16 protein-coding genes are annotated in these 16,146 nt (G+C 57.1%); 12 read left to right on the forward strand and 4 right to left on the reverse strand.

Annotated elements, in window-relative coordinates:
* Positions 1-176 precede the first annotated feature (176 nt).
* The 7 genes from aroK (at position 177) to trpS (ending at position 6,570) form a co-directional block, all read left to right on the forward strand.
* The gene (aroK, locus tag LGL98_RS01810; protein WP_002920267.1) at positions 177-698 is read left to right on the forward strand and encodes a shikimate kinase AroK; all 522 of its coding nucleotides are present in this window, start codon (positions 177-179) and stop codon (positions 696-698) included.
* A gap of 54 nt (positions 699-752) precedes the next feature.
* On the forward strand, positions 753-1,847 hold the full coding sequence (gene aroB / locus LGL98_RS01815; RefSeq protein WP_136033682.1) for a 3-dehydroquinate synthase: 1,095 nt from the start codon (positions 753-755) through the stop codon (positions 1,845-1,847).
* A gap of 84 nt (positions 1,848-1,931) precedes the next feature.
* Positions 1,932-3,218, forward strand: a complete 1,287-nt coding sequence (damX, locus tag LGL98_RS01820) for a cell division protein DamX (protein WP_136033680.1) — start codon at positions 1,932-1,934, stop codon at positions 3,216-3,218.
* A 78-nt stretch (positions 3,219-3,296) separates the two neighbouring features.
* Entirely contained in the window at positions 3,297-4,124 is an 828-nt protein-coding gene (gene dam / locus LGL98_RS01825) for an adenine-specific DNA-methyltransferase (RefSeq protein ID WP_136033678.1), read from the forward strand.
* 17 nt (positions 4,125-4,141) lie between these two features.
* Positions 4,142-4,819, forward strand: coding sequence for a ribulose-phosphate 3-epimerase (gene rpe, locus LGL98_RS01830; protein ID WP_004202179.1), 678 nt, complete (start codon positions 4,142-4,144; stop codon positions 4,817-4,819).
* Positions 4,812-5,573: a phosphoglycolate phosphatase gene (gene gph, locus LGL98_RS01835; RefSeq protein ID WP_136033677.1), complete on the forward strand. Its 762-nt coding sequence runs from the start codon at positions 4,812-4,814 to the stop codon at positions 5,571-5,573. The genes rpe and gph overlap by 8 nt, the downstream gene beginning before the upstream one ends.
* The gene (gene trpS / locus LGL98_RS01840) at positions 5,566-6,570 is read left to right on the forward strand and encodes a tryptophan--tRNA ligase (RefSeq protein ID WP_136033674.1); all 1,005 of its coding nucleotides are present in this window, start codon (positions 5,566-5,568) and stop codon (positions 6,568-6,570) included. The genes gph and trpS overlap by 8 nt, the downstream gene beginning before the upstream one ends.
* 74 nt (positions 6,571-6,644) lie before the next feature.
* Here the strand turns inward: trpS and cysG are convergent, their stop codons facing one another.
* From cysG to nirB, 3 genes are all read right to left on the reverse strand, one after another.
* Positions 6,645-8,018 (reverse strand): siroheme synthase CysG, encoded by a 1,374-nt coding sequence (gene cysG / locus LGL98_RS01845; RefSeq protein WP_136033672.1) that lies wholly within the window; start codon positions 8,016-8,018, stop codon positions 6,645-6,647.
* A gap of 153 nt (positions 8,019-8,171) precedes the next feature.
* Positions 8,172-8,498, reverse strand: coding sequence for a nitrite reductase small subunit NirD (gene nirD / locus LGL98_RS01850; RefSeq protein WP_002920249.1), 327 nt, complete (start codon positions 8,496-8,498; stop codon positions 8,172-8,174).
* Complete coding sequence (nirB, locus tag LGL98_RS01855; RefSeq protein ID WP_136033670.1) at positions 8,495-11,038, reverse strand: nitrite reductase large subunit NirB; 2,544 nt, start codon at positions 11,036-11,038, stop codon at positions 8,495-8,497. The genes nirD and nirB overlap by 4 nt, the downstream gene beginning before the upstream one ends.
* A 238-nt stretch (positions 11,039-11,276) precedes the next feature.
* On the opposite strand from nirB, the gene LGL98_RS01860 reads away from it, so the two are divergent.
* Positions 11,277-12,599 (forward strand): cytosine deaminase, encoded by a 1,323-nt coding sequence (locus LGL98_RS01860; protein WP_136033668.1) that lies wholly within the window; start codon positions 11,277-11,279, stop codon positions 12,597-12,599.
* On the opposite strand, the gene tsgA is transcribed toward LGL98_RS01860, so the two are convergent.
* Positions 12,596-13,783 carry an MFS transporter TsgA gene (tsgA, locus tag LGL98_RS01865; RefSeq protein ID WP_136033666.1) on the reverse strand — a complete coding sequence of 396 codons (1,188 nt, stop codon included), beginning with the start codon at positions 13,781-13,783 and terminating at the stop codon, positions 12,596-12,598. The two genes, LGL98_RS01860 and tsgA, sit on opposite strands and share 4 nt — an antisense overlap.
* Before the next feature lie 276 nt (positions 13,784-14,059).
* Here tsgA and ppiA point away from each other — a divergent pair, with 276 nt between their 5' ends.
* From ppiA to pabA, 4 genes are all read left to right on the forward strand, one after another.
* Positions 14,060-14,629, forward strand: a complete 570-nt coding sequence (gene ppiA / locus LGL98_RS01870; protein WP_002920238.1) for a peptidylprolyl isomerase A — start codon at positions 14,060-14,062, stop codon at positions 14,627-14,629.
* 106 nt (positions 14,630-14,735) lie between these two features.
* The gene (locus LGL98_RS01875) at positions 14,736-14,903 is read left to right on the forward strand and encodes a FicA/YhfG family antitoxin (protein ID WP_136033664.1); all 168 of its coding nucleotides are present in this window, start codon (positions 14,736-14,738) and stop codon (positions 14,901-14,903) included.
* The gene (locus LGL98_RS01880; RefSeq protein WP_136033662.1) at positions 14,893-15,495 is read left to right on the forward strand and encodes a putative adenosine monophosphate-protein transferase Fic; all 603 of its coding nucleotides are present in this window, start codon (positions 14,893-14,895) and stop codon (positions 15,493-15,495) included. Before LGL98_RS01875 ends, LGL98_RS01880 begins: the two co-directional genes overlap by 11 nt.
* 32 nt (positions 15,496-15,527) lie before the next feature.
* Positions 15,528-16,091 (forward strand): aminodeoxychorismate synthase component 2, encoded by a 564-nt coding sequence (gene pabA, locus LGL98_RS01885; RefSeq protein WP_136033660.1) that lies wholly within the window; start codon positions 15,528-15,530, stop codon positions 16,089-16,091.
* Positions 16,092-16,146: the final 55 nt, after the last annotated feature.

Here is a 16,146-nt window from a genome sequence, read left to right on the forward strand (position 1 = left end):
ATCCTCCCTTTATTGTCCGGCGATTTTATTCAGTTGCCAAACCAGCCGGAGTATTGAGATAATTTTTAGTCTGACTCTCGCTCTATTGCATATGAGGTTTCAGTTCATGCCCTGCGGCGCTGGGTGTCTGCGAAGCGGGTTTATCATTAACGAATAGTCTTAGTAGTACCGAAAAAATGGCAGAGAAACGCAATATCTTTCTGGTTGGGCCTATGGGTGCCGGCAAAAGCACTATTGGGCGCCAGTTAGCCCAACAGCTCAACATGGAATTTTACGATTCTGATCAAGAGATTGAGAAACGCACTGGCGCTGATGTGGGCTGGGTCTTCGATGTTGAAGGCGAAGAAGGCTTCCGCGACCGTGAAGAAAAAATTATCAATGAGTTGACGGAAAAACAGGGGATTGTGCTGGCGACTGGCGGCGGCTCTGTAAAATCCCGTGAAACGCGTAACCGTCTCTCCGCCCGCGGCGTGGTGGTCTACCTGGAAACAACAATCGAGAAGCAGTTGGCCCGTACGCAGCGCGATAAAAAGCGTCCTTTGCTACAAGTCGATGCGCCGCCTCGTGAAGTGCTGGAAGCGCTGGCTGACGAGCGTAACCCGCTATATGAAGAGATCGCCGATGTGACTATTCGCACAGACGATCAGAGTGCGAAAGTCGTCGCGAACCAGATTATTCATATGCTGGAAAGCAACTGATTCTGGCTTAATAAAGTGCGTCAGAGTAAAAGTTACTGAGGTGGATGTCGCGTTATGGAGAGGCTTACTGTTACCCTCGGGGAACGTAGTTACCCGATTACCATCGCGGCTGGTTTGTTTAACGATCCAGCTTCCTTCCTGCCACTCAAGTCGGGCGACCAGGCTATGCTGGTCACCAACGAAACGCTGGCGCCGCTTTATCTGGATACCGTCCGCTCCGCGCTGGAGCAGGCTGGGGTCAACGTTGACAGCGTCATTCTGCCAGACGGCGAGCAGTACAAAAGCCTGGCGGTAATGGATACCGTGTTTACCGCGCTGTTGCAGAAACCACATGGCCGCGATACTACACTGGTGGCGCTTGGCGGGGGGGTGATCGGTGATTTAACCGGTTTCGCCGCGGCAAGCTATCAGCGCGGCGTGCGTTTTATCCAGGTCCCTACCACCTTGCTGTCGCAGGTCGATTCGTCGGTCGGCGGCAAAACCGCAGTTAACCACCCTCTCGGCAAAAACATGATTGGTGCCTTCTGGCAGCCGGTTTCCGTGGTGGTTGACCTTAACTGCTTGAAAACACTCCCGAAGCGCGAGCTCGCTTCCGGGCTGGCTGAAGTCATCAAGTACGGCGTGATCCTCGACGGCGAATTCTTCTGCTGGCTGGAAAACAACATTGATGCGCTGCTGGCCCTGGATGAAAAAGCGATGGCGTACTGTATTCGCCGTTGCTGTGAGCTGAAAGCGGAAGTTGTGGCTGCCGACGAGCGTGAAACCGGGTTACGTGCTTTACTCAATCTTGGACATACCTTCGGCCATGCTATCGAGGCAGAAATGGGTTACGGTAACTGGCTGCACGGTGAAGCGGTGGCGGCAGGTATGGTCATGGCGGCGCATACCGCCCAACGGCTGGGGCAGTTCCGCGCGCAGGATACTCAGCGCATTATCGATCTGCTCAGGCGTGCAGGCTTGCCGGTACGCGGCCCGCAGGAAATGAGTGCGCAGGCGTATTTGCCCCATATGATGCGCGATAAAAAAGTTCTGGCTGGCGAAATGCGGCTAGTGCTCCCGCTGGCAATAGGAAGCAGCGAGTTACGCGGCGGAGTGCCGCACGATGTGGTTCTTGGCGCGATTGCTGATACTCAGCAGGCGCAACAATAAGAAGGTCTGGCCGCGTTCGCGCGGCGTTATCATTTCGGGTGATGTGCAATAATCGTGAGCATAAGCCTTTTAGTGGGGTGTTAAATGGATGATTTCAAACCAGAAGACGATATGAAAGCCGATCGCAACGATCGTCGTGCTGGTCGTTCCCGTCAGTCTTCCGAGCGTGATGCCGATCCGCAGATCAATTTCGACGATGTCGATCTTGATGCCGATGAAGATCGTCCGACGCGTGCCGGTAAGGCCCGCCGCGAGCGTGATGAGGAAGAATTCGAAGAAGAACTGGATGCGGAAGACGAAGAGATGCTCGAAGAGCAGCCTGTAGAGCGTCGTCCGCGCAAGCGTAAAAAAGCGCCGGCTAAACCTGCCTCCCGTCAGTACATCATGATGGGTGTGGGAATTCTGGTGCTGCTGTTGTTAATCGTGGGTATCGGTTCCGCGCTGAAATCGCCTTCATCGTCCAGCCAGCAGACCGCTTCCGGCGAGAAGAGCATTAATCTGTCTGACGATCAGTCCACCAGCACGCCTGCTGCCGGCCAGGATCAGACCGCCGCCAATACCACCTCACAGCAGGACGTCACGGTCCCGCCTATTGCCACAAATCCGACGCAGAGCCAGTCATCGGCAGAGCCGCAGGGCCAGCAGCGTGTTGAAGTTCAGGGCGATCTGAACAATGCGCTGACCCAGCAGCAGGGCCAGCTGGACGGCGCCGTAGCCAACTCGACGCTGCCCACTGAACCGGCAACCGTCGCGCCAATTCGTAATGGCGCTAATGGCACCGCGGCACCGCGCCAGGCGACCGAACGTCAGACGGCGGCAACGCCGCGTCCGGCTGAGCGTAAGCACACCGTTATCGAAGCAAAGCCGCAGCCGAAGCCTCAGGCCGTGGCGAAAGCGCCGGTAGAAACGAAGCCGGTTCAGCCGAAGCATGTTGAAAGCGCGGCGACCACCACCCCGGCGAAAACGACCGTCGCGGAAAGCAAACCGGTGGCAACAGCGCAGAATAAACCTGCAGCAACAGCGACCACCTCCACTGCTGCGCCAGCCGCAGCGGCAGCACCGGCCGCGAAGAGCGGTAAAACGGCAGGTGACGTCAGCTCAATGAAATCTGCGCCGTCGGGTAACTACACCCTGCAGCTCAGCAGCTCCTCTAACTACGACAACCTGAACAACTGGGCGAAGAAAGAGAAGCTGGAAAAATATGTTGTCTATGAAACATCGCGTAACGGCCAACCATGGTACGTGCTGGTGAGCGGGATTTATGCTTCAAAAGAAGAAGCGAAACGCGCTGTTACCTCGCTGCCGGCGGACGTGCAGGCGAAAAATCCATGGGCAAAACCGCTGCATCAGGTTCAGGCTGACCTGAAATAATGCCGTGGGGTAGTCTTAAGCGCAGGATGCTGTCGGAGCTTTCTCCACAGCCGGAGAACGTGTAATTAGTTAGGCAGCATGAAAAAGAATCGCGCTTTTCTAAAGTGGGCAGGGGGGAAGTACCCCCTGCTTGACGATATTAAAAAGCATTTGCCGGAAGGCGAGTGTTTAATCGAGCCCTTTGTGGGCGCCGGGTCGGTATTTCTCAATACCGACTTTTCTCGTTATATCCTCGCGGATATCAACAGTGACTTGATCGGTCTGTACAACATCGTCAAATTGCGCACCGACGAATATGTCGCTGCCGCCCGCGAGATGTTTATCCCGGAAAATAACGTCGCTGAGCGCTACTACCAGTATCGTGATGAATTTAATCAAAGCCAGGATCCGCTGCGTCGTGCGGTGCTGTTCCTGTATTTGAACCGTCACGGCTACAACGGCCTGTGCCGCTACAATCTGCGCGGCGAGTTCAATGTGCCATTTGGCCGTTATAAAAAGCCCTATTTCCCCGAAGCTGAGCTCTATCATTTCGCCGAGAAGGCGCAAAACGCCGAGTTTTACTGCGAATCTTACGAACAGTGCATGCAACGTGCCGATAGCCGCACAGTGGTGTATTGCGATCCGCCCTATGCGCCGCTAACGGCGACGGCGAACTTTACCGCCTACCACACCAACAGCTTCAATCTGGAACAACAGGTACTGCTGGCGCAAAAGGCGGAATCGCTGATGAAAAAGCGGATCCCGGTGCTGATTTCCAACCACCGTACACCGTTGACGCAGGAATGGTATAAAAACGCGGCAGAAACGCATATTGTGAAAGTTCGGCGCAGCATCAGCAGCAACGGTGGTACGCGTAAAAAGGTGGATGAGCTCTTAGCGCTCTACCGTCCGCCTAAGACCAAATAAATTTCAAGGAGATGCGGATGAAGCAGTATTTGATTGCCCCTTCGATTCTGTCAGCTGATTTTGCCCGTCTGGGTGAGGATACCGCGAAGGCGCTGGCGGCGGGTGCGGATGTCGTGCACTTCGACGTCATGGACAACCACTACGTGCCGAATCTGACGATTGGCCCGATGGTGCTGAAGTCGCTGCGTAACTACGGTATTACCGCGCCAATCGACGTCCACCTGATGGTGAAGCCGGTCGACCGCATCATTCCTGATTTTGCCGAAGCCGGCGCCAGCATTATCACCTTCCATCCGGAAGCCTCCGAACACGTCGATCGCAGCCTGCAGCTGATTAAAGAGCACGGCTGTAAAGCGGGTCTGGTGTTTAACCCGGCGACGCCGCTGAGCTATCTCGATTACGTGATGGATAAGCTGGACGTGATCCTGCTGATGTCGGTTAACCCGGGCTTTGGCGGCCAGTCCTTTATTCCCCAGACGCTGGATAAACTGCGTGAAGTGCGCCAGCGCATCGATGCTTCCGGCTACGACATCCGCCTGGAAGTGGATGGTGGGGTAAAAGCCAGCAATATCGGCGAAATCGCTGCGGCGGGCGCGGATATGTTTGTTGCCGGTTCGGCGATCTTCGGCCAACCGGACTACAAGAAAGTGATTGATCAAATGCGTAGTGAATTAGCGAAGGTGAGTCATGGATAAATTACAGGCGATCCGCGGCATCGCGTTTGATCTCGACGGCACGTTGGTGGACAGTGCGCCGGGTTTAACCTCGGCGGTTGATAACGCCCTTTACGCCCTGGAGCTGCCGGTGGCGGGAGAAGAGCGGGTCGTGACCTGGATCGGCAACGGCGCCGATGTCCTGATGGAGCGGGCGCTGACCTGGGCTCGTCAGGAGCGTGCCACGTTACGTGCGGCGATGGGCAAGCCTTCCGTCGACGATCATGATATTCCGCAAGACGAACAGCTACGCATTTTGCGTAAACTGTTTGACCGCTATTACGCCGAAGCGGCGGAAGAGGGCAGCTTCCTGTTTCCGGCGGTGGCCGATACGCTCGGCGCGCTGCATGCCAAAGACTTGCCGCTGGCGCTGGTCACCAATAAGCCAACACCGTTTGTCGCCCCGCTGCTTGAGGCGCTCGATATTGCAAAATATTTTAGCGTGGTGATTGGCGGTGATGACGTGCAGAATAAAAAGCCGCATCCGGAACCGCTACTGCTGGTGGCGGAAAAGCTCTCTCTGGCTCCAGCCGAGCTGCTGTTCGTCGGCGATTCGCGCAATGATATTCAGGCGGCCAAAGCGGCAGGTTGCTGCTCTGTTGGCCTGACCTACGGTTATAACTATGGCGAACCGCTTGCGCTGAGCGAGCCGGACTATCTCTTCGACCAGTTTAATGAACTCTTACCCGCTCTCGGGTTACCGCACAGTGAAACTCAGGAATTGAAACATGACTAAGCCCATCGTTTTTAGTGGCGCACAGCCCTCAGGTGAACTGACCATTGGCAACTACATGGGTGCGCTGCGTCAGTGGGTCAACATGCAGGACGAATACCACTGCATCTACTGCATCGTGGACCAGCACGCCATCACCGTGCGCCAGGATCCGCAGCAGCTGCGCAAGGCAACCCTGGATACCCTGGCACTGTATCTGGCCTGCGGCATCGACCCGCAAAAAAGCACCATCTTCGTTCAGTCGCACGTGCCGGAGCACGCCCAGTTAGGCTGGGCGCTGAACTGCTACACCTATTTCGGCGAGCTGAGCCGCATGACGCAGTTTAAAGACAAGTCCGCGCGCTATGCGGAGAACATCAACGCCGGTCTGTTTGATTATCCGGTACTGATGGCCGCTGACATTCTGCTGTACCAGACCAACCAGGTTCCGGTCGGCGAAGATCAGAAGCAGCACCTTGAGCTGAGCCGCGACATTGCCCAGCGTTTTAACGCTATCTACGGCGATATTTTTAAAGTGCCTGAGCCGTTTATCCCGAAATCCGGCGCGCGCGTGATGTCGCTGCTGGAGCCGACCAAGAAGATGTCCAAGTCCGACGACAACCGCAACAACGTCATCGGCCTGCTGGAAGATCCGAAATCGGTGGTCAAGAAGATCAAACGCGCGGTCACTGACTCCGACGAGCCGCCGGTAGTGCGCTACGACCTGAAGGAGAAAGCGGGCGTCTCCAACCTGCTGGATATTCTCTCCGCGGTCACCGGGAAAACCATTCCTGAGCTGGAGCAGCATTTTGAAGGCAAAATGTATGGCCACCTGAAAGGCGAAGTCGCCGAAGCGGTATCGGGTATGCTGACTGAGCTGCAGGAGCGCTATTATCGTTTCCGTAACGACGAAGCGTTTCTCAATCAGGTGATGAAAGATGGCGCAGAAAAGGCCAGCGCGCGCGCCTCCCAGACCCTGAAAGCGGTATACGAAGCGATTGGCTTTGTCGCCAGACCGTAAGCGATGCAACAGCTAAAAAGGGCGGGAATATCCCGCCCTTTTTTATGCCTGTCGTCCATGCCGCAAGGCGAAGGTTAGTGGTTCGAGAACCAGTTCAGTTTATCCCGTAGGCCGACCACGCGACCAACGATGATCAGCGCCGGGCTGGCCATCTGCTGCGCCAGAATATCCAGCTGTCCTAAAGTGCCGCTGACCACTTTTTGCGTCACAGCGGTGCCGTTCTCGACGATGGCGGCGGGCATATCTTCCGCCATGCCGTGAGCGATAAGCTTCTCGCGGATCGCCGGCGCCTGGTTCAGACCCATGTAGAACACCAGGGTTTGCTTCTCCACCGCCAGGTTCGCCCAGTCCAGCTCGCCGCCGGTTTTCAGGTGGCCGGTGACCAGGCGGACGCCCTGCGCGAAATCGCGGTGTGTTAACGGGATCCCTGAGTAGGCGGAGCAGCCGGAGGCGGCAGTAATGCCAGGCACAACGGAGAAGGGAATGCCAGCCTCACAAAGCGTCTCCAACTCTTCTCCGCCGCGGCCAAAGATAAAGGGATCGCCGCCTTTCAGCCGGACCACGCGTTTTCCTTTTTGCGCTTCGCGCAGCAGGATCTGGTTAATTTCTTCCTGCGGGACGCAGTGGTAGCCTGAACGTTTACCGACGAACACCCGGTCGGCATCGCGGCGCACCAGATTCATGATGTCGTCGGAGACCAGCCGGTCATAGACCACCACATCTGCCTGCTGGATCTGCTGTAGCCCTTTGAGCGTGAGCAGCCCGGCGTCGCCGGGGCCGGCGCCAACCAGCACCACCTCGCCGCGATGCTCTAACGGTTCCGTCAGCAACTGCTCAGTGGTATCCGCCACCGCCTGCCGATCGTCATTAGCCAGCGACTGCGCCAGACGGTCGTTAACAAACAGCTTCTCCCAGAAACGGCGACGCTCGCCTACGGTGGCAAACTGCTGTTTTACGCGCGCGCGCAGATGGCCGGCATAGCGGGCCAGCTGGCCGAGATGTAAGGGCAGGATTGACTCCAGTTTCTCGCGCAGCAGGCGCGCCAGCACCGGTGATGTCCCGCCCGAGGAGACGGCGACCATTAACGGCGAGCGATCGATGATCGACGGCATAATAAAGCTGGCCTGGCGTGGGGCATCCACCACGTTACAGAAGATACGCCGCGCTTCAGCCGCCTCGCTGACCTGCTGGTTCACCGTCTCATTATCGGTAGCGGCAATGGCCAGCCAGCAGTTATCCAGCAGCGAGGGGATAAACTCCCCCTGCACCAGGGTTAGCATCTGTGAATCGGCCCACACCTGAAACTGGGGGGTGAAATCGAGCGCATTGACCGTGACGTTAGCGCCAGCATCCAGCAGCAGACGGGCTTTGCGTTCGGCGACATCCCCGCCGCCAACCAGTAAACAATCGCGCTGGCGCAACTGGCAGAATATGGGTAAGTGATCCACAGAATAACCTCATAAAAATAAGGGGTAGAAAACGAGTGGTCGTAGAATAGCAGCAAAGGTAATACAAAACATGCGACATATCCCGCACTCATGCGCTGTCGGTCAGAAGTGTTACATATATCTCCCCCCGTGGCCGGGGGGAGGGAGAAGGACTTACGCTTTAAGCTGAACGTGTCCGTCTTTCACGCGGGCGTCGAAGCGGGCGATAGAGTGGCTGGCATCTTCCATGCACAGGCCATCGCTCAGGCGGAAGCGCTGCTTTTTCAGCGGGCTGGCAACCCACAGCGCGCCGTCATGTTCGGCGATGATCCCGCGGGACAGCACGCTGGCGTTGAAGAATGGATCAATGTTGCTGATGGCGAACACTCTGTCGTCATGGTAGGGACGGAAGATCGCCACCTGCTGCTGACCGAGCAGGGCGCAGACGCCGGTAGCCGGCAGGATGTCGTCGATGCTGCAGATATTTACCCACTGGCTCATGCTTTTTCCTCCACCAGAGTAACCGGGATACGCTCATACGGCGTGGCCGGGCGATGCTGGTCACGTTCCGGCACCACCTGAACGTTCGGGTCGCGCTGGTCGCTGTTGATAAAGTGTTTGAAGCGCGTCTGCGCCGCCGGGTTGTTTACGGTCTCGGTCCATTCGCAGGCGAAAGCGGCGCGCAGGCGAGCCAGCTCTTCTTCAAGGTGATCGTTCAGGCCCAGTTTATCGTCGATGATAACGCTGCGCAGATAGTCGATCCCACCTTCCATGTTGTCCAGCCACGGCGCGGTGCGGGTCAGCTTATCGGCGGTGCGGATGTAGAACATCATAAAGCGGTCGAGATACTTAATCAGCGTCTCGCGATCGAGGTCTGCGGCCAGCAGATCGGCGTGGCGTGGCTTCATCCCGCCGTTACCGCACACGTACAGGTTCCAGCCTTTCTCGGTGGCGATGATCCCCACGTCTTTGCCCTGGGCCTCCGCACATTCGCGGGTACAGCCGGAAACGCCGAACTTCATTTTGTGCGGCGTGCGGATGCCTTTGTAGCGGTTCTCCAGTTCCACGCCGAAGCCCACGCTGTCGCCGACGCCGTAGCGGCACCAGGTGCTGCCGACGCAGGTTTTCGCCATTCTCAGCGCTTTGGCGTAGGCGTGGCCGGTTTCGAAGCCCGCTTCAATCAGCTGCCGCCAGATCTCCGGCAGGTCGTCTTTCTGCGCGCCGAACAGGCCGATGCGCTGGGAGCCGGTGATTTTGGTGTACAGATTGAATTCACGCGCGATACGGCCCACGGCGAGCAGCCCTTCCGGCGTGATTTCGCCGCCAGCGGAGCGTGGGATCACTGAGTAGGTACCATCTTTCTGAATATTGGCGAGGAAGTTGTCGTTGGTGTCCTGCAGCGGCGTGTGCTGCGGCTTGAGGATGTACTCATTCCAGCAGGAGGCCAGCAGGGAGCCGACGGTCGGTTTACAGACCTCGCAGCCGTAGCCCTGACCGTGTTTGGCCAGCAGTTCGTCGAAGGTTTTGATGCCTTCCACGCGGATCAGGTGGAACAGCTCCTGGCGGGAGTAAGCGAAGTGTTCGCACAGGTTGTTGTTAACCTCGATGCCCTGTTTCGCCAGCTCGGCGTTGAGCACCTGGGTGACCAGCGGAATACAGCCCCCGCAGCCTGTTCCGGCCTTGGTTTCCGCTTTCAGCGCCGCCACGGTGTGGCAGCCTTTGTTGATGGCGGCGATCAGGTCGCCTTTGCTGACGTCAAAGCAGGAGCAGATTTGCGCGCTGTCCGGCAGTTTATCGACGCCGATCGACGGCTTGCCGCTGCCGGCGTGGGCCGGGAGGATCAGCGAATCTGGATTCTCCGGCAGCTCGATGGCGTTGAGCACCAGCTGCAGCAGGTTGCCGTAGTCGCTGGTATCGCCGACCAGTACCGCGCCGAGCAGCGTTTTGTTGTCGGCGCTAACGATCAGGCGTTTATAAACTTCTTTGCTTTCGTCGAGATAGACGTAGCTGCGGGCGCCCGGCGTGCGGCCGTGAGCATCGCCGATCCCGCCCACGTCCACGCCCAACAGCTTCAGCTTGGCGCTGAGGTCGGCGCCGGTGAAACAGTTATCAGTGCCGAGGAGGTGGTCGACAGCCACCTGGGCCATTTTATAACCGGGGGCGACCAGACCGAAGACGCGGTTGTTCCAGCTGGCGCATTCCCCGATGGCATAGATGTCCGGGTCGGAGGTCTGACAGCTATCGTTGACCATGATGCCGCCGCGCTGGGCGATCGCCAGCCCGCACTGGGTGGCCAGCTTGTCACGCGGGCGGATCCCGGTTGAGAAGACGATAAAATCGACCTGCAGCTCGCTACCGTCGGCGAAGTGCATAGTTTTGCGCGCCTCGGTGCCCTGCTGGACGATCTCTTTGGTATTTTTGCTGGTGTGAACTTTCACGCCTATGCTTTCAATTTTGCGCCGCAGCTGCTCGCCGCCCATCTGGTCGAGCTGTTCAGCCATCAGCATCGGCGCGAACTCGATAACATGGGTTTCCACGCCGAGGTTTTTCAATGCGCCGGCCGCTTCCAGGCCAAGCAGGCCGCCGCCGACGACCGCGCCGCGTTTGCTGCGACGGGCGCAGGATTCAATCGCGTTAAGATCTTCAATGGTGCGATAGACGAAGCAATCCTGAGTTTCCGCGCCTTTAATCGGCGGGATCCAGGGATATGAGCCAGTCGCCATAATCAGCTTATCGTAGAACACGGTGCGCCCGGCGCTGGAGTGGATTACCTTCTCCTGGCGGTTGATGGTGATCGCCCGTTCGCCGACCAGCACTTTGACGCCGTGTTTCTCATAGAAACCTTCGCGCACCAGCGACAGCTCTTCTGCGGTATGGTGGGAGAAATAAGACGACAGGTGGACACGGTCGTAGGCGATACGCGGTTCTTCACAGAACACGGTAATGTCGAACTGCCCGGCAGGCGCCTTATCGAGAAGCTCTTCGATAAAGCGATGGCCAACCATGCCGTTACCGATAATAGCGATTCTGACTTTGCTCATTTTTGCCTCGATTTCTTTTCTATTACCGCCTACCTTAACGATTCAGCCATCAGGCTTATTGATGCAAATCAATGACAACTTCACCTACCACTTAATGGGTATATGATTGATTTGTCTGTATTTTTCTAAGTTGTGGAAAACACTGGCTTTTCCTTTTTGCTGATTTTGTGTACAAGAATTGGATGGGCCGCGAATAGAATTGGCTGGAAAACAAGCCGTATTGAATGGAGAAGGTGATATGACAGCAGCGCCGCTTTGGTTGATTCAAAACGTACGCCTGGCAGACCGCGACGGCCTGTGGCAGATAGCAATAGACAAGGGGCGCTTTGGCGCGATTACGCCGATGGGCGAGGCGCACGACGAAAGCTACGAGATATTGAACGCTCGCGGCGGGCTGGCGATCCCGCCTTTTATCGAGCCGCATATCCACCTGGATACCACTCAGACGGCTGGCGAGCCGCACTGGAACCAGTCCGGCACCCTGTTCGAGGGGATTGAGCGCTGGGCGGAGCGAAAAGCGCTGCTCAGCCATGAGGACGTCAAAGCCCGGGCATGGAAAACCCTGAAGTGGCAGATCGCCAATGGCGTGCAGTTTGTCCGCACCCATGTTGATGTTTCCGATCCCACGTTGACGGCGCTGAAGGCGATGCTGGAGGTCAAACAGGAGGTGGCGCCATGGGTCGACTTGCAGATTGTCGCTTTTCCACAGGAGGGGATCCTCTCTTACCCCAACGGCGAGGCGCTGCTGGAGGAGGCCCTGAAGCTGGGGGCAGACGTCGTCGGGGCGATCCCGCATTTTGAGTTCACCCGTGAATATGGTGTGGAATCGTTGCATATCGCCTTTCGGCTGGCGCAGAAATATGACCGCCCGCTGGATATCCACTGCGATGAAATTGACGATGAGCAGTCGCGCTTTGTTGAAACCGTTGCCGCGCTGGCGCTGGAGGCGGGGATAGGGCCGCGGGTGACGGCCAGCCATACCACCGCCATGCACTCCTATAATGGCGCTTATACCTCGCGCCTGTTCCGCTTGCTTAAGCTCTCCGGCATCAACTTTGTCGCCAATCCGCTGGTGAATATTCATCTGCAGGGGCGGTTTGACGACTACCCGAAACGGCGGGGCATTACCCGGGTGAAAGAGCTGATGGCGGCGGGGATCAACGTGTGCTTTGGTCATGATGACGTCTTTGACCCGTGGTACCCGCTGGGGACCGGCAATATGTTGCAGGTCCTGCATATGGGGCTGCACGTCTGCCAGTTGATGGGTTATCAGCAGATCAACGACGGCTTGAAACTTATCACCGACCACAGCGCTCGCACGTTTGGTCTGACGGATTACGGCATTGTCAGCGGCAACCCGGCTAACCTGATTATCCTTCCGGCGGAGAATGGCTTTGAGGCAGTCCGCTGCCAGGTGCCTGTGCGCTGGTCAATTCGCCAGGGAAGGGTGATCGCGACCACCCAGCTGGCGCAAACCTGGATCCAGACCGACCGCGGTGGGGAGGAGCTTTCCTTTATGAGGAACAGCCCCCTTGCGGACGCAAAGGGGCCGAAGGCTTAGTGAGACGCCGCCTGAGCGTTGTTCTGGCGGTGACGGGAGACGAAGCCTAGGATGAAGCACATCACGAACACCACGGCGTAGAGGCCGTTAGCGGTGTGCAGCGCGGCCAGTGGACCGCTGGCCGCCACAATCGGGCCGGTGACCACGAAAGTAAGCATGGTGCCGATGGTGCCGCAGGTGAGGATAAAGTTCACCAGCTTCGGCGAAGCGACCCGCGTCTGCTGCGAACCGAGCGTAATGATCGAGGTGTAAATGGCGCTGGAGAAGAAGCCGAGGGTGAGAATAAACCACGGCATATGCTCCGGCGACCCATTGATAAACAGGTACATCAGCACCGTCGCGAGCCCGGCGAGGACGGTTAAGATACGCTGCAGGTCGAAGAAGCGCAGAATGAAGCTGAATGACCACATGCCGATCATGTAGGACATCCAGAAATCGCTCACCAGTTTACCGGCGTCGCCGAGGCTCATGCCCAGGCTTTTCGCATATTCCGGTACCCAGGAGATAAAGCCCAGCTGACCGAGGATGTAGCACAGCGCCGCGACGGAGAGGAACAGCACACCGATGCCCCACTTCTCTTTCGCCACCGGCTGGCTGTTCTCGCTCTGCGCTTTTTTGCCCAGCACCGGAAAATCACAGCCGAAAGTCAGGACGAAAATAGCGACATACACCAGTCCGATACAGGCGTAGACCCAGTACCACTCGATGCTGCGCGCCAGCAGGACGGCGGCGACCATCGGGAAAATCATGCCCGCCATGCTAAAGAAGGAGTCGGTAAACAGCAGACGCGCCCCGCGCTGACGGCCTTCATACATATGGGTGATCAGGAAGGTCCCGATCGACATGGTGATCCCGCTCACCAGGCCGAGAACGAACATTGATGCGGAGAACAGCGCCAGGCTGTGGCTGAGCATCAGGCCGGCCACCGCCAGCACCATCAAAATAAAGCCAAAACGCAGCTGCGTTTTCAGCGGCACGATCTCCATCAGCCAGGCATTGAGGAAGATGGAGATCAGAATACCGGCGTTCAGAAAGGTAAAGGTGTTGCTCATACTGGAAACGGGCAGATGGAAATAATCCGCAATGTTCCCCATCACCATCCCGGTGACGATCACCAACGCGCCGGTCAGGGCGTAGGAGAAGAAGCTGATCCATGTGAGCTTAATACGGTTGCTGTTAGTCATGACTGGCCTGTGAATAGAAAGGTAAAGCGCGTTGACGCTGCGCCGGGCGGACAGATTTTATTCGTTCAGGTGATGTAATTAAATGTTTATTGTGAAATGGATTATCTTTTGCATGTTTTAATGTGACTTATGTCACGCTTTAGCGCTGGGAAGGAGAACGTTTGCGCGGTTACAATTATTACAGCTAAGTAAAATTTGGTAAAAGGCTGGCCCAGGATGCAAAGGCTCTTTAGAATCAAGGCACTCGCTTTTATTCTGCTCCGTTAAGGAATTTCCATGCTCAAATCAACACTGGCGGCGATGGCTGCCGTTTTCGCCATTTCAGCGTTCTCCCCGGCCATGGCGGCAAAGGGCGACCCGCATGTGCTGCTGACCACCTCGGCAGGGAACATTGAGCTTGAGTTAAACAGCCAGAAAGCCCCGATTTCCGTGGATAACTTCCTGAAGTACGTTAACAGCGGCTTCTACAACAACACCACCTTCCACCGCGTGATCCCGGGATTCATGGTGCAGGGCGGCGGCTTTAACGAGCAGATGCAGCAGAAACAGCCTAACCCACCGATTAAGAATGAAGCAGATAACGGCCTGCGCAATACCCGCGGCACCATCGCGATGGCGCGTACCGCCGATCAGGATAGCGCCACCAGCCAGTTCTTCATCAACGTGGCGGATAACGCCTTCCTTGACCATGGCCAGCGCGACTTTGGCTATGCGGTGTTTGGTAAAGTCGTGAAGGGCATGGACGTCGCGGACAAGATCTCCCAGGTCCAGACCCATAACGTCGGTCCATACCAGAATGTGCCGACCAAACCGGTTGTTATCCTCTCTGCGAAAGTGCTGCCTTAATCTTCCCTCAGCGCGGTGGGTAGCCGCCGCGCCCGGACGCCTCCCGGCATAACCTGAAATTGCTGCTTATACTTGTGGCACACAGGGGACGATAAGGGGGGCGACGATGCGTCCACTCACCGAAAAGCAAAAATCCCGACTCTGGGAACAGACACGCAATACCAATTTTCAGGCCAGCCGTCGCCTTGAAGGCGTGACGGTGCCGCTGGTTACGCTGACTGCCGAAGAGGCACAGGCGCGTCTGGCGACGCTGCGGAGGGAGTATGAGCGATAAATTCGGCGATGAACGCGATCCTTACCTCTATCCGGCGCTGAACGTTCTGCGCAACCGTCTCGGCATCCGCCAGGCTAAAAATCTGCAGCAGGCCGCCTTTGAGATGACAGCGCTGCGGGCGGCCACACTACCGCTGGGCCCGCGGGTGCGCGGCTTACCCTATCTGCGCGCTATTCATCACCAACTGTATCAGGATCTGTTTGACTGGGCGGGCCGCTTGCGTGAAGTGAACCTCTACCTGGGCGATACGCCGTTCTGCCACTTTGCCCGGATCGAGGAGGAGGGCAACGCCCTGATGCAGGCCCTTGAGCAGGAGGATTATCTCAACGGCCTGCCGCGCGATAACTTTGTCGAGCGCCTGAGCTGGTTCTATGGCGAAATTAATGTGCTACACCCTTTTCGTCTTGGCAATGGCCTGACCCAGCGCATTTTCTTTGAACAGCTGGCGATACATGCCGGCTACCTGCTTGACTGGCGTGATGTCGACCCCGCTGCCTGGAGCGCGGCCTGCCAGCAGAGCGCGATGGGCGATCTGGCCCCGCTGGTGGCGATCTTTCGCAAAGTGGTAAGCGAAGCGCGGGAATCTGAGTAGAATAGCCCGGTTTTGATTGTTCCGGAGCCGCTATGATCCTGCTTATCGATAACTATGACTCTTTCACCTGGAATCTGTATCAGTACTTCTGCGAACTGGGGGCGGAGGTGCTGGTCAGGCGCAACGATGCGTTGACGCTGGAGGAGATAGCGGCGCTGGCGCCGGAGAAGATCGTGATTTCGCCAGGCCCTTGCACGCCGGATGAGGCGGGGATTTCCCTCGCGGTTATCCGCCACTATGCCGGAAAAACGCCGCTGCTGGGAGTCTGTCTCGGGCATCAGGCGATCGCCCAGGCGTTTGGCGCGACTATCGTGCGGGCAGCACAGGTGATGCATGGTAAAACCTCGCTTATCGAGCATAACGGCGAAGGGGTGTTTAAGGGGCTGAATAATCCTCTGACGGTGACCCGTTATCACTCGCTGGTGATTGACCCGCCGACGCTCCCGTCCGAGTTTATCGTCACTGCCCGCAGCGCCAGCGGTGAGATTATGGGGATCCGTCACCGCGAATGGGATCTTGAGGGCGTGCAGTTTCATCCGGAAAGCATTCTCAGCGAACAGGGCCATCCCTTGCTGGCTAACTTTTTGAAACGGTGATTTTCAGTTGCCATTGACTGATTTTTTATGCATATTTTGTGATTATATTATCATA

This window comes from Klebsiella africana (assembly GCF_020526085.1).
Classification (GTDB): Bacteria; Pseudomonadota; Gammaproteobacteria; order Enterobacterales; family Enterobacteriaceae; genus Klebsiella; species Klebsiella africana.

Excerpts from the sequence above, each read along its gene's own strand:
- aroK (WP_002920267.1), top strand. The coding sequence starts at position 177 with ATGGCAGAGAAACGCAATATCTTTCTGGTTGGGCCTATGGGTGCCGGC.
- aroB (WP_136033682.1), top strand. The coding sequence starts at position 753 with ATGGAGAGGCTTACTGTTACCCTCGGGGAACGTAGTTACCCGATTACC.
- damX (WP_136033680.1), top strand. The coding sequence starts at position 1,932 with ATGGATGATTTCAAACCAGAAGACGATATGAAAGCCGATCGCAACGAT.
- dam (WP_136033678.1), top strand. The coding sequence starts at position 3,297 with ATGAAAAAGAATCGCGCTTTTCTAAAGTGGGCAGGGGGGAAGTACCCC.
- rpe (WP_004202179.1), top strand. The coding sequence starts at position 4,142 with ATGAAGCAGTATTTGATTGCCCCTTCGATTCTGTCAGCTGATTTTGCC.
- gph (WP_136033677.1), top strand. The coding sequence starts at position 4,812 with ATGGATAAATTACAGGCGATCCGCGGCATCGCGTTTGATCTCGACGGC.
- trpS (WP_136033674.1), top strand. The coding sequence starts at position 5,566 with ATGACTAAGCCCATCGTTTTTAGTGGCGCACAGCCCTCAGGTGAACTG.
- nirD (WP_002920249.1), bottom strand. The coding sequence starts at position 8,498 with ATGAGCCAGTGGGTAAATATCTGCAGCATCGACGACATCCTGCCGGCT.
- nirB (WP_136033670.1), bottom strand. The coding sequence starts at position 11,038 with ATGAGCAAAGTCAGAATCGCTATTATCGGTAACGGCATGGTTGGCCAT.
- LGL98_RS01860 (WP_136033668.1), top strand. The coding sequence starts at position 11,277 with ATGACAGCAGCGCCGCTTTGGTTGATTCAAAACGTACGCCTGGCAGAC.
- tsgA (WP_136033666.1), bottom strand. The coding sequence starts at position 13,783 with ATGACTAACAGCAACCGTATTAAGCTCACATGGATCAGCTTCTTCTCC.
- ppiA (WP_002920238.1), top strand. The coding sequence starts at position 14,060 with ATGCTCAAATCAACACTGGCGGCGATGGCTGCCGTTTTCGCCATTTCA.
- LGL98_RS01875 (WP_136033664.1), top strand. The coding sequence starts at position 14,736 with ATGCGTCCACTCACCGAAAAGCAAAAATCCCGACTCTGGGAACAGACA.
- LGL98_RS01880 (WP_136033662.1), top strand. The coding sequence starts at position 14,893 with ATGAGCGATAAATTCGGCGATGAACGCGATCCTTACCTCTATCCGGCG.
- pabA (WP_136033660.1), top strand. The coding sequence starts at position 15,528 with ATGATCCTGCTTATCGATAACTATGACTCTTTCACCTGGAATCTGTAT.